11 protein-coding genes are annotated in these 13527 nt (G+C 49.3%); all 11 read left to right on the top strand.

The annotated features are described in order from the left end of the window. Positions 1-61 precede the first annotated feature (61 nt). The 11 genes from SK066_RS14875 (at position 62) to ffh (ending at position 13468) form a co-directional block, all read left to right on the top strand. Positions 62-1048 carry a beta-ketoacyl-ACP synthase III gene (locus SK066_RS14875; protein WP_320542066.1) on the top strand — a complete coding sequence of 329 codons (987 nt, stop codon included), beginning with the start codon at positions 62-64 and terminating at the stop codon, positions 1046-1048. A 28-nt stretch (positions 1049-1076) separates the two neighbouring features. After that, on the top strand, positions 1077-2003 hold the full coding sequence (gene fabD / locus SK066_RS14870; RefSeq protein ID WP_188776603.1) for an ACP S-malonyltransferase: 927 nt from the start codon (positions 1077-1079) through the stop codon (positions 2001-2003). 52 nt (positions 2004-2055) lie between these two features. Then, positions 2056-2805, top strand: coding sequence for a 3-oxoacyl-[acyl-carrier-protein] reductase (gene fabG, locus SK066_RS14865; protein ID WP_188776604.1), 750 nt, complete (start codon positions 2056-2058; stop codon positions 2803-2805). 81 nt (positions 2806-2886) lie between these two features. Next, complete coding sequence (gene acpP / locus SK066_RS14860) at positions 2887-3120, top strand: acyl carrier protein (protein WP_188776605.1); 234 nt, start codon at positions 2887-2889, stop codon at positions 3118-3120. 116 nt (positions 3121-3236) lie between these two features. Then, positions 3237-4475: a beta-ketoacyl-ACP synthase II gene (fabF, locus tag SK066_RS14855; RefSeq protein ID WP_188776606.1), complete on the top strand. Its 1239-nt coding sequence runs from the start codon at positions 3237-3239 to the stop codon at positions 4473-4475. A 12-nt stretch (positions 4476-4487) separates the two neighbouring features. Continuing rightward, on the top strand, positions 4488-5180 hold the full coding sequence (rnc, locus tag SK066_RS14850) for a ribonuclease III (RefSeq protein WP_250345731.1): 693 nt from the start codon (positions 4488-4490) through the stop codon (positions 5178-5180). Positions 5181-5339: 159 nt separating this feature from the next. After that, positions 5340-8912, top strand: a complete 3573-nt coding sequence (gene smc, locus SK066_RS14845) for a chromosome segregation protein SMC (protein ID WP_320542065.1) — start codon at positions 5340-5342, stop codon at positions 8910-8912. Between the two features lie 189 nt (positions 8913-9101). After that, positions 9102-10103: a signal recognition particle-docking protein FtsY gene (ftsY, locus tag SK066_RS14840; RefSeq protein WP_188776609.1), complete on the top strand. Its 1002-nt coding sequence runs from the start codon at positions 9102-9104 to the stop codon at positions 10101-10103. 520 nt (positions 10104-10623) lie between these two features. Then, a complete protein-coding gene (gene trhA, locus SK066_RS14835) occupies positions 10624-11271 on the top strand; it encodes a PAQR family membrane homeostasis protein TrhA (protein WP_320542064.1) in 648 nt (215 codons plus the stop codon). Between the two features lie 256 nt (positions 11272-11527). Continuing rightward, positions 11528-11893: a putative DNA-binding protein gene (locus SK066_RS14830; RefSeq protein ID WP_320542063.1), complete on the top strand. Its 366-nt coding sequence runs from the start codon at positions 11528-11530 to the stop codon at positions 11891-11893. 177 nt (positions 11894-12070) lie between these two features. Then, positions 12071-13468 carry a signal recognition particle protein gene (gene ffh, locus SK066_RS14825; protein ID WP_320542062.1) on the top strand — a complete coding sequence of 466 codons (1398 nt, stop codon included), beginning with the start codon at positions 12071-12073 and terminating at the stop codon, positions 13466-13468. Positions 13469-13527 lie beyond the last annotated feature (59 nt).

Here is a 13527-nt window from a genome sequence, read left to right as displayed (position 1 = left end):
CTCTATTTGATCCTTACCGTATCGATAAGGAAATCCGTACGTATAGAAAAGAGTGACAACGATGAGTGTTTTGCCTATCGGAATTATCGGCACAGGGAAATATGTGCCTAAAAAAATATTAACGAATGCTGATCTGGAAAAAATGGTCGAAACTAACGATGAATGGATTGTTAGCCGTACAGGCATTCGCGAGCGTCATATCGCAGCACCGGATCAGGCAACATCCGATCTCGCTTATGAAGCGGCGATCAAAGCGATCGAGACTGCGGGTCTGACAGCGGCTGATCTGGATCTGATCGTTGTAGCCACTATCACGCCAGACATGTCGTTCCCTTCTACAGCCTGCATTTTGCAGGATAAGCTGGGTGCAAAAAAGGCAGCGGCATTCGATCTGTCTGCCGCTTGCTCTGGCTTTGTGTACGCACTTGGTGCGGCAACAAGTATGCTGCAAATGGGCATGTACAAAAATGCACTCGTTATCGGTGCAGATACGCTCTCCCGCATTACAGACTACACAGATCGCAACACCTGTGTACTTTTTGGTGATGGGGCAGGTGCGGTTGTGATCGGTGAAGTGGGCGAAGGACGCGGCTTCAAAGCATTCGATCTCGGCGCTGAGGGTGCTGGTGGCGAGCTGCTCAAGCTACCTGCTGGCGGTTCTCGTACACCAGCTTCTGCGGATACACTGGAAGCGAAGCAGCATTTTATCCAGATGAGCGGTCGTGAAGTGTTCAAGTTTGCCGTGAAGGTAATGAACACAGCAACTGTGGATGTACTGAACAAAGCAGGCATGTCCAAGGACGAGATTGACCTGTTCATTCCGCACCAGGCGAATGTGCGTATTATCAACTCTGCGATGGAGCGTTTGAATTTGACCGAAGACCGCGTTATGATCAATGTGCAAAAGTATGCGAATACTTCTGCGGCTTCCATTCCATTAGCGCTTGTTGAAGCGGTAGAAGAAGGACGAATCAAAGAAGGCGACAAAGTCGTTATGGTTGGCTTCGGCGGCGGCCTCACATGGGGAGCTTCCGTCATCGTCTGGTAACTCGCGTTATTCAGGAGGTAACTGTCAAATGGGTAAAATAGCATTTGTATTCCCGGGTCAGGGAGCGCAAAAGGTAGGAATGGCAAAGGATGTATATGATGCCAATCCTGCGGCAGCGCAATATTTTGATAAAGCGGACGAAGTGCTCGGCTTTAACATCAGCAAGCTGGCATTTGAAGGTCCAGAGGATGAATTGAAGCAGACTGCCAACACACAGCCTGCACTGCTTACAGCTAGCGTAACGCTGCTGGAGGCGCTCAAGGCGCATGACATTCAGCCCGATTATGTGGCTGGTCACAGTCTGGGCGAATACAGCGCACTGGTAGCGGCTGGTGTATTGTCCTTCGAGGATGCCGTTGCGATCGTGCGTGCTCGTGGACAATTCATGGAGCAAGCTGTACCTGCGGGTCAAGGCGCGATGGCAGCAGTGCTTGGCGCCGAGCGTACTGCACTTAGCGAGCTATGTGCAGCCGTAACCGCCGATGGACATGCGGTAGAGCTTGCCAATGTGAATTGCCCGGGACAAATTGTCATTTCCGGTACTCGTGAGGGTGTCGAAGCGGCAGGTGCGCGGGTAAAAGAGATTGGCGGCAAGCGCGCCATCCCTTTGGAAGTGAGTGGACCTTTCCATTCCTCTATGATGAAGCCTGCTGCACAGCTTCTGGAAGAGCGTCTACAAGGCGTTACCTTCGAGGATGCTTTTGTACCGGTTGTTGCTAACGTTACAGCGCAGGCAGTCACTTCTGGAGACGAAGTTCGCAAGCTGCTGGTAGAACAGGTGTATTCCCCTGTATTATGGGAGGATAGTGTACGCTATCTGATCGAGCAGGGTGTGGATACGTTTATCGAGATCGGACCAGGCAATGTGTTAACTGGCTTGATCAAGAAGACAGACAAGGATGTACGTCTGTTTAATATCAGCAGTCTGGATAGCCTGGCTTCGCTGGAACTATAAGGCGAATGCTGGAGCTGGAAGAGCGAATATTTCGTGAAGGAGGTGCGTATGAATGAGTAAACCACTAGCAGGACAAGCTGCACTTGTTACCGGTGCATCTCGCGGGATTGGCCGTAGCATTGCACTCGCACTGGCAGCAGCCGGAGCGGATGTAGCAGTCAACTATGCAGGTAGCGAAGCTGCTGCACAGGAGACGGTACAGCAGATTGAAGCACTCGGCGTGAAGGCTTTTGCTGTCAAGGCAAATGTTGGCGTAGCTGCTGAAGCAGAAGCGATGGTCAAGCAGGTGAGTGATACCTTTGGCAAAATTGATATTTTGATCAACAATGCTGGGATTACACGCGATAACCTGATCATGCGGATGAAGGAAGAGGAGTTCGATCAGGTGATCGAGACGAATCTGAAGGGCGTATTCAACTGTCTCAAGGCAGTAACGCGTCCAATGATGAAGCAGCGCTATGGCCGCATCGTCAACATTTCATCCGTCGTAGGTGTACTGGGTAATCCGGGACAGGCCAATTACGTAGCTGCCAAAGCAGGTGTGATCGGTCTGACCAAAGCATCTGCGCAGGAGCTTGCGTCCCGTGGCATCACCGTGAACTGTGTAGCACCTGGCTTTATCGCTACCGATATGACGGATGAGCTGAACGAGGAGCAGAAGGGTCGCATTCTGGGCCAGATTCCGCTTGCACGTTTGGGTCAGCCGGATGAAGTAGCACAGGTTGTTGGTTTCTTGGTGTCGCCTGCTGCGTCTTACATGACGGGACAAACGCTACATGTTGATGGTGGCATGTACATGTAAGAAACAGGATTGGCTTACAGATGCCTGTATGGATTTTTAAGTACAATTTACGTATAATACTTGGAAGAGGAGGTGAACCGGATGTCTGATGTTTTGGAACGTGTAAAACGCATCGTTATCGACCGTTTAGGTGCTGACGAAGCTGATATTAAATTAGAATCTTCTTTCAAAGATGACCTTGGCGCAGATTCCCTCGATGTAGTGGAACTCGTTATGGAACTTGAAGAAGAGTTTGATCTTGAAATTTCTGATGAAGACGCGGAGAAAATTACGACCGTAGGTGAAGTTGTGAACTACATACAATCTCATACCTAAGGCTAAAAAGTCCCGTTACCTGCATATTATTGCGGGTCGGGACTTCTCCTCATTCATGGCGTCTATCAGAATTGAACCAAAAATACACACATGCAGTCGATATGAGGTGAATGTGTTTGAAACATAGAGTGGTAATTACAGGTCTTGGAGTCACTACGGCTCTTGGTAAGGATAAAGATACATTCTGGAATAACCTGATGGCAGGTAAATCCGGAATTACCCCGATTGAGGGATTTGATGTGAGTGCCTATACGACACGCATTGCGGGTCAGGTGCATGATTTTAATCCAGAGGACTATCTGGAGCGTAAGGAAGCACGTAAGCTGGATCGCTTTGTTCAGTTCGCCGTTGCTGCAACAGCAGAAGCGCTGAAGGATAGTAAGCTGAACGTTAGCGAGGATACCGATCCCGAACGTGTGGGTGTCATTATTGGCTCCGGCATCGGCGGGCTGGGTACCTTCGAGGATCAGCACAGCATTTTGCTTGAAAAAGGTCCAAAACGCGTAAGTCCTTTCTTCATTCCGATGATGATTGCAAACATGGCTTCCGGTCAGGTATCGATCATTCATGGAGCGAAAGGCCCGAACGTAGCGCCGGTAACGGCTTGTGCGAGCGGTAGCCACGCGATTGGCGATGCATTCAAATTTATTCAATCTGGCGAAGCTGATGTGATGATCACAGGCGGCGCGGAAGCAACGATTCGTCCAACTGGACTTGCCGGCTTCTGCTCGATGCGTGCGATGTCGACACGTAATGATGATCCAACAACAGCAAGCCGTCCATTTGATACAGGCCGCGATGGCTTTGTAATGGCAGAAGGATCGGGTATTCTGATTCTTGAATCGCTGGAGCATGCACAGAAGCGCGGTGCACATATCTATGCTGAGGTGATCGGCTATGGACTGAGTGCAGATGCATTCCATATGACAGAGCCGAATCCAGATGGACCCGCACGCTGCATGAAGATGGCGATGCGCACAGCTGGTATTCAGCCAGAGGACGTACAGTATATTAATGCACACGGTACATCTACTCCAGTAGGTGACAAATCGGAAACGAAAGCGATCAAAATGGCGCTTGGCGATCATGCGAGCCGTATTGCGGTTAGCTCCACTAAATCGATGACCGGACACTTGCTTGGTGCTGCTGGTGGTGTCGAAGCGGTAATCTGTGCGCTGTCCTTACAGCATCAGATCATCGCACCAACGATCAACCTGCATGACCAGGACCCGGAATGCGATCTGGATTATGTTCCGAATGTGGCACGCAAAGCCGATCTGAACATCGTAATGTCCAACTCTTTTGGATTCGGGGGACACAATGCCTCGATCGTCCTGAAGAAATTCGAAGCGTAAGGGGTCAGTTTCTTGAACGGAGATGTGAAACAGCTACAGCAACAAATTCAAATCCAGTTCCACAATCGCCAGTTGCTCAAGCAGGCGTTTACGCATGCCTCGTATGTGAATGAACATCGGTTCAGTCAGCATCAGGATAACGAGCGACTGGAGTTTCTTGGCGATGCGGTACTGGAACTGACGGTGTCGGAGTATCTGTATAATGAGTATCCCGACCGCCCCGAAGGCGAGCTGACGAAGCTGCGTGCAGCGATCGTTTGTGAGCCTTCGCTGGTCAAGTTTGCGGAGGCGCTCGATTTCGGACGTTATGTGTTGCTTGGTAAAGGGGAGGAGCTGACCGGAGGACGGCAGCGGCCTGCTCTGCTGGCAGACGTATTTGAATCGTTTATCGGAGCCCTGTATCTGGATCAAGGTCTGGATGCAGTGAAAGTCTTCCTGGAAAAGCATGTGTTCTCCAGTCTTTCACCTGGCGGACAGCTTCAGATGATGGATTTCAAAACGGAGCTACAGGAGTTTACCCAGCATCACAATATGGGTGTACTGGAATACCGCATCATTGAGGAAAAAGGTCCTGCCCATGAGCGGGAGTTTGTCTCGGAAGTCTATATGGGGGATGAAAGCCTTGGCCAGGGATCAGGCCGTTCCAAAAAGGAAGCGGAGCAGCGTGCGGCTGCGGCAGCCCTGAACCAGTTGAAGCTGAAATAACATCTCTTTTTTTCTGGCGATTACAGGACAAACAAAGAGCAAAGAGCAGTCATTGCCCCCTTGCAAGCGTACAAGAGGCACGACCGCTTTTTGCTCTTTTTCCATTGATGGCAAGGCACGCAATTATGCTACAATAGCAGTAGAGGTGAACAATACATTATGTTCCTGAAAAGAATTGAATTATCGGGCTTCAAATCATTTGCCGACAAAACAGAAATGGAGTTTGTTCAGGGTATTACCGCCGTCGTTGGACCTAACGGCAGTGGCAAAAGTAACATTTCCGATGGAATCCGCTGGGTACTCGGTGAACAGTCTGCCAAGTCGCTACGTGGCGGCAAGATGGAAGATATTATTTTTGCCGGAAGCGATTCGCGTAAGCCGGTCAGCTATTCCGAAGTATCGCTAACACTGGATAACGAGGATCAGGCATTGCCGCTCGATTATAACGAAGTCACGATTACCCGCCGTGTACATCGCAGTGGGGATAGTGAATATCTGATTAATCGTCAGTCCTGTCGGCTCAAGGATATTACCGAGCTGTTCATGGATACAGGGATCGGTAAAGAGGCATACTCGATTATCGGGCAGGGTCGAATCGAAGAGATTTTGAGCACGCGTTCTGAGGATCGGCGTGGAATCTTCGAAGAAGCTTCTGGTATTGTCAAATATAAATCACGTAAAAAAGACGCTGTGCGCAAGCTCGATGATACCGAGCAGAATCTGCTACGTATTCACGATCTGGTGCATGAGCTGGAAGATCAGATTGGGCCGCTACGTGAGCAGTCTGAAAAGGCTATTCATTTTAAGCAGCTCAAGGAACAGCTCAAGCACAAGGAAATCGGGATGTATGTGCATGATATCGAGCGCATTCATAGCACGTGGACTGCTGCCGGTGAGCAGCTGGAACGGTATAAAAAAACGCAGGAAGCACTCGCGAGCGTCGTTGCTGGACATGATGCCAAGCTGGAAGACGAGCGTACAGCTCTTCGTGAAGCGGAGCAAACGGTCGAGCGTCTGCAAGAGCTACTGCTGCAATACAGCGAGCAAGCAGAGAAGGCAGAAGGTCAGGTTGAGCTACTCAAGGAACGTCGCCACAATCTGGAGCAAAATCGCAAGCAACTCGGTGTTGCACTGGAGCGAAGCGAAGAGCGTACCAGTCAACGTACGGGTGAAACCGAGCAGCTTCAAAGCAAGCTGACTGAGCTGAATGGACAGCTGGAGCAGCTACGTAGCACACTGAATGCAGAAGAAGCTCGTTTAAACGAAATTAATGGTGGGATCAGTCAGCAGCAGGAAGAAAGCCTGAAGGGCGATCTACTACAGCTGATGAACGATATGGCACAGCTTCGTAACGAGATTCGGTATGCTGATCAGGAAACCGAATCCACACAGCGCCGTATGGCACGCGCTGAGAGCGAATCAGGCAAATGGCGTGAGGAGAAGCAGCGTCTGGAGCAGAGTAAGGCGACACTAACGGCGCAGCTAGAGAAGTTTGCCAAAGATATTGCGGGTGTACGTACCGATTACATTAAGCAGAGCGAGCAGCTTCATAGTCTGCAAAAATCCGCTGAGCAGCTGCAAGCATCGATTCGCCAGTGGGAACAGCGCCGCGAGGCACTTATTTCACGCCGGGATACGATGCAGGAGATGCAGGAGGATTTTGAAGGCTTTATGCTGGGCGTTAAGGAAGTGCTTAAAGCTTCCCGTAATAATACACTGACCGGTGTACATGGAGCAGTTGCCGAACTGGTACGCGTGCCTGAATATTTGGAGCAAGCGATGGAAACCGCACTGGGTGCATCGGTACAGCATATCGTTATGGAAAATGAGGATGTGTCTCGCCGAGCGATTGCTTTTCTGAAGCAGCGGCAATTAGGACGAGCTACCTTTTTACCGCTGGACGTTATTCGTCCACGCCGTATTGGAGATAATGACAAGCGTCTGGCAGAAAGTGCAGAGGGCTTTGTCGGTATCGGTGCAGAGCTGGTTGAGTATGACGAGCGTTATGCTTCGATTATCGGAAGCTTGATCGGCAGCGTTGTAATCGCTGAGACGCTGGAGCAGGCGAACCGAATCGCAGCCAAGCTTGGTTATCGCTACCGCGTCGTAACGCTGGAGGGCGATGTGGTCAATGCGGGTGGTTCGATGACAGGTGGTAGTCAGTTTAAAAAGAATACCAATCTGTTAGGGCGGAAACGTCAGCTTGATCAGCTTGGCGAACAGATTGCGGAGAGCGAACAGGAGATCAAGCGTATACGCAGTGAGCAGGAAAGTGTACGCGAGCGACTGGAAGCGACAGAAAGTAAGCTGGATCGTCTGCGTGCCGATGGCGACCGTAAGCGTGGCGAGGAGCAACAGACTGCTGGAGAACTCAAGCAGCTGGAGCATGAATTCCGTCATGTGAATGAGCAGTACGAGCTGTATGGTCAGGAGAAGACCGCATACACCTCAGAGCTGGATGCAATTGCTAAAAAGCGCAAGGAAGCCGAGCAAAAGCTAGCCGAGCTGCAAAAGCAGGAGCAAAAGCTGCAAAACGATATTCAATCAGCTGAACAAAAGCGTAAATCCAATGAATCGGTCAAAGAGCAATTACAGGAGCAAGTGACCGATCTGAAAATCCGTGAAGGCAAGCTCGCACAGGAAATCTTCTCATTGGAGGAGCAAATGTCCCGCACCCGCGAGGAATCGCAGGATTATGGACAGGAGTTAGAAAGTAATCGTGCTCAGCTGGCTACACTGGAACGCGATTTGCAAAAGAATACCACGGATCAGCAGCGCCAGCAGGAGCAATTGGAGCGTCTGCGCCGTCAGCGTACCGAAACCGGCACCGAGCTGGAGCAAGCGCGTGCAAAGCGTCTCGCGTTACAGCAAAAGCTGGAGCAGGAAGAAAACAAGACACGCGAGCAGCGGAGCGAGCTCAAGGCAGTCGAGGACGAGATGCGCAAAACCGAAATTCAGGTCAATCGTCTGGATGTAGAGCTAGAAAATATTCTGGCGAAGCTTCAGGAGGAATACGAGCTGACCTATGAACAGGCGAAGCAGCGCTATGGCTTACCAGAGGATGTTGCTGTCACGGGTGAAGAGGTGCGCGGCTTGAAGCGTCAAATTGTGGAGCTAGGTGACGTCAATCTGGGTGCAATTGAGGAATATCAGCGTGTGAATGAGCGCTATGAGTTCCTGACCGTGCAGCAAAATGATCTGATTGAAGCGAAGACCGCCCTGTATCAGGTGATCAAGGAAATGGACGATGAAATGTCCAAACGCTTCAAGCATACTTTTGATGCGATTCGAGGTCAGTTTGGTACTGTGTTTACGAAGCTATTTGGCGGAGGACGTGCGGATTTGATTTTGGCAGATCCGGAGCGATTGCTGGAAACAGGGATCGATATCGTCGCACAGCCGCCAGGGAAAAAGCTGCAAAATCTACAGCTGCTTTCCGGTGGCGAGCGTGCATTGACTGCCATGGCGCTACTGTTTGCCATTTTGCAGGTCAAGCCTGTTCCATTCTGTGTGCTGGACGAGGTAGAAGCGGCATTGGATGAAGCTAACGTGACGCGGTTTGCACAGTATTTGCGTGAATTTGCTGGACAAACGCAATTTATCGTCGTGACGCACCGCAAAGGCACAATGGAGGAAGCGGATGTGTTATACGGTGTAACGATGGAGGAAGGCGGCGTATCCAAGCTGGTATCTGTTCGTCTGGATGATGTGGACGAGGTTGAGATTGCTTGATACCGGTTGAACTCTATGGGAATGATACGCTTAGATAGGATGCGTTCACATCTATGAGGATAGTTGTAACAATGTTTGGCAGTCCTGATCGGTCTTGTGTGATAAATGTGATGATCAGAATCTTCATCAGCTTTGTTTTTTTCAAAATAAATATCTGAATCATAACTATGATGTTGACGGAGGAATCTCATGAGCTTTTTCAAAAAACTGCGGGAAAGCATTTCCCAGAAAACTGAAGCCGTAACCCAGCAGTTCCGTGATGGTCTGGAAAAAACACGTAAAGGCCTGGTCGGAGCAGTAACCGATCTGGTCATTCGCCGCAAGAAGATCGATGAAGAATTTTACGAAGAGCTGGAAGAAATTCTGATTGGCGCCGATGTGGGCGTGAATACCGTAATGGAGCTGATCGATGAGCTTCGCGACGAAGTGAAGAAAAGACGGATCGAGGATGCAGCAGACCTACAGCCTGTCCTGTCGGAGAAGCTGACCGAATTGTTGCGTGGTGATGAGAATCCGGGTCTGAATATGAATCCAGATGGCATCACGGTCATTCTGTTTGTCGGCGTTAATGGCGTAGGTAAAACAACGACAATCGGCAAAATGGCTCATCGCTTCCAGCAGGAAGGCAAAAAGGTTATGCTGGCGGCAGGCGATACATTCCGTGCCGGAGCGATTGAACAGCTTGAGGTGTGGGGACAGCGTGCAGGCGTCGAAGTGATCAAGCAGCAAGCAGGCTCTGATCCAGCAGCAGTGATGTATGATGCTGTACGTGCAGCCAAGCAGCGTAATGTGGATGTATTGCTGTGCGATACCGCAGGTCGACTGCAAAACAAAACGAATCTGATGGAAGAGCTGAACAAAATCTTCCGTGTTATTCAGCGCGAAATTCCAGATGCGCCGCATGAAGTGCTGATGGTACTCGATGCAACGACCGGACAAAATGCACTCAGTCAGGCGAAGCTGTTTGGCGAGAAGAGTGGCGTGACCGGCCTTGTATTGACCAAGCTCGATGGCACAGCTAAAGGCGGTATCGTGGTCGCGATTCGTCAGGAGCTGAATCTTCCGGTCAAATTTGTCGGTCTGGGCGAAAAGATCGGCGATCTACAGCCATTTGATAGCGAGCAGTTTGTGCATGCGTTATTTGCTGGACTGATTCAGGAAGAAGTGGAACAGGAAGAAGAGCAAGCGTAACGTAAGCAAGTCCGAATAATGGGCAATAGGCATAAGCACCAATGAAAGCCATCATAGTAAGGTGCGCGTAAGTGTAACAACGCAGTGAAAGGTAGGCATACCTTTTTCCACTTTGCTTGTGATCGCTTTACAGCTAGAATAGCCTGATACCTCGAATCGATCAATTTGTATGCGCGTAATCGCATCTATAGATAATACAAATAGCAACAGATACTACACATAGCAACCGCCCGAGTAAATGCCAAAATAGTGACATTTACTTGGACGGTTGCTTTTTCATTTCAACGTTATTTTCACGTATTGTGGAAATACAGCCGCTTAAAGAGTTACAATAGATACAGTGCTACATACAATCGTAGCTATAAGGACAATGCAGTTGACCCTTACAAAAGTAATAGGTTTAGCTTTGATGTAACTGCTATGATCATGCAATCGAAACCGATCATGCCTTATCACCATGCTGGATGAACCGAATAACAGAGAGACAGACAACGGACAGGATGAAGAGAGGAAGTGAATCATGGCCGATACGTATACGTACACACGCCGTGAAGAAGTGGCTAACGCCATCACACACGGCATCGGAGCAGCGCTAAGTGCAGCAGCGCTAGTTATTTTAATTGTATTCGCAAGCTTAAAAGGCACACCATGGCATATCGTCAGCTTTACCGTATATGGAGTGACCATGCTACTACTGTATAGCTGTTCTACCCTGGTACACAGCTTCCGCGATGGAAAAGTAAAGGATTTATTCGAAATTTTTGACCACTCGGCGATCTACCTGTTTATCGCAGGTACGTACACTCCATTTATGTTATTAGCCGTTAAAGGCCCACTCGGCTGGTCGATCTTTGGCACCGTATGGGGCATAGCTATACTCGGTTGCGCATTCAAAGCATTTTTTGCCAAGCGTTTCCTGTTTATGTCCACCCTGTTCTACCTGCTGATGGGCTGGCTGATCGTGCTTGCATGGGCGCCACTCACTGCCGCGATAGCGACAGGAGGAATCGTCCTGCTCGTGGCAGGCGGTCTTATGTACACACTGGGCACGGTGTTCTACGTATGGAGAGGCTTTCCTTTCCATCATGCTGTATGGCACCTATTCGTACTGGCAGGCAGCGTATTGCACTTCTTCGCCGTCTTGTTCTATTTGCTACCCTGGCGTTAAATGAAAGCAAGCCATCCGAGCGAGCACAGGAGTGTATTCCTGCTCGTTGCAGGGTGGCTTTTTTATGAGTAAAAATGATGCTTTAGGGTCAATCAACGTCCGATAAACGCTTATGTTGCAACGATAGCAATTCACTATCATTCTCCTTTAAAAGATGTTAAGGAAAAACACTTGACATCCCCTGTAGATTTGGATATGATATAAAACGTTGAACATGACTGTAAAGTGTTTTTCCTTGACGGAGGGAGTGCCCCGTATGAGTCAGGAGAATCGACTCGAGAAAACGACTCGAATCAATTTATTGTTTGATTTTTACGAACCGTTGCTGACAGATAAGCAGCAAATGTTCCTTAAATATTATTTTCACGATGACTACTCACTGGGTGAGATTGCTGCTGAATTTAGCATTAGTCGCCAGGCAGTGTATGAGCACATCAAGCGTGCCGAACAGGTACTGGAGATGTACGAGGAGAAGCTTGGACTGATGGACAAGCATTATCGTCGCTCGCGTGAGCTGGATAAGCTCAAGCAGCAGATGCAAGAGAGTGATCTGAACGATAAGCAGGCAGGCGCTGTAATGAATGTTATTGAGCAGCTTGAAGCGATCGACCGAATGGACTGAGACATTACGATGTGAAGCTCCATTTCAAAATAGAACTGCAACACTAAATAAGGTATACTATACAGATACCGTCCTTTTAGATGAAGAAGCGGTATGATGAATAAATATAGCATGAAATGATGCATCTGAAGCATTCAGGCATACAGGATCAAAGCAGGAAGCGAGGTGAAGACAGCGATGGCATTTGAAGGATTAACAACACGACTGCAGAACGTATTCAGCAAGCTACGCGGTAAAGGCAAAGTATCCGAAGAGGATGTAGGCGAAGCGATGCGCGAGGTACGACTTGCGTTGCTGGAAGCAGACGTTAACTTCAAGGTCGTTAAGGAATTCATCAGCAAGGTGAAGGAAAAAGCGATCGGTCAAGAAGTGATGGAGAGCTTCACACCTGGTATGGTCATTATCGACATCGTTAACAAAGAACTGACTGAGCTAATGGGTGGTACGCAGGCGAAGCTCGCCAAAGCGACGAAGCCACCTACTGTCATCATGATGGTCGGTTTGCAGGGTGCGGGTAAAACAACCACCTCTGGTAAGCTGGCGCGAATGCTGCAAAAGCAAAATCATCGTCCACTGCTTGTAGCAGGCGATATTTATCGTCCAGCTGCGATCAAGCAGTTGCAAGTGCTCGGTGAACAGATTAAAGTTCCTGTCTTCTCTATGGGCGATCAGACGAGCCCCGTTGAAATTGCTCGTCAGGCGATGGCAGAAGCAAAAGCGAACAACAATGACTACGTCATTATCGATACCGCCGGACGCCTTCATATCGATGAAGAGTTGATGGACGAGCTACGCCAGATTCACGAGCTGACGAATCCGGATGAAGTATTGCTCGTTGTTGATGCGATGACAGGTCAAGACGCTGTTAACGTCGCAGAGAACTTTAACAATCAGCTTGCCCTTACCGGTGTTGTACTGACGAAGCTAGATGGCGATACCCGCGGTGGTGCGGCGCTGTCGGTCAAAGCAGTAACCGGATGTCCAATCAAGTTCGCAACGCTTGGCGAGAAGCTGGATGCACTGGAAGTGTTCCATCCAGAACGTATGGCTTCCCGTATTCTTGGTATGGGTGACATGCTCTCCCTGATCGAGAAGGCGCAATTGAACATTGATGAATCAAAGGCAAAAGAGATGGAGCGCAAAATGCGCAACGCTGAATTTACCTTTGAAGATTTTCTGGAACAGATGGAACAGGTTAAAAAGCTTGGACCACTGGATCAGATTATGGACATGCTGCCAGGCATGGGCAAAATGAAACAAACTCAAAACTTGCAGGTTGATGATAAGCAAGTAGGCCGTATCGAAGCGATCGTGCATTCGATGACGGTGCAGGAGAAACAACATCCTGAAGTGATCAACCACAGTCGCCGCAAGCGTATTGCTGCCGGAAGCGGAACCTCAGTTGCTGAGGTTAACCGTCTGATCAAGCAATTTGATGAGATGCGCCGTATGATGAAGCAATTCTCGGATATGATGGACCCGAAAGCGATGAAGGGCGGCAAAGGCAAGATGATGAAGCAGATGCAAAAGATGACTAAAGGCGGCGGTGGAGGTTTCAAATTCCCGTTCCGTTAAGTTGAATAATGCAGCTGTGAAGGCAATGAATCCTGCGTCTTCTTTATGAAGCGTTTGAT

Origin of the sequence: Paenibacillus hunanensis (assembly GCF_034055775.1) — a bacterium.
In the GTDB taxonomy this organism is placed as follows: Bacteria; Bacillota; Bacilli; order Paenibacillales; family Paenibacillaceae; genus Saccharibacillus; species Saccharibacillus hunanensis.
This window is presented reverse-complemented; position numbering and strand designations above follow the sequence as displayed.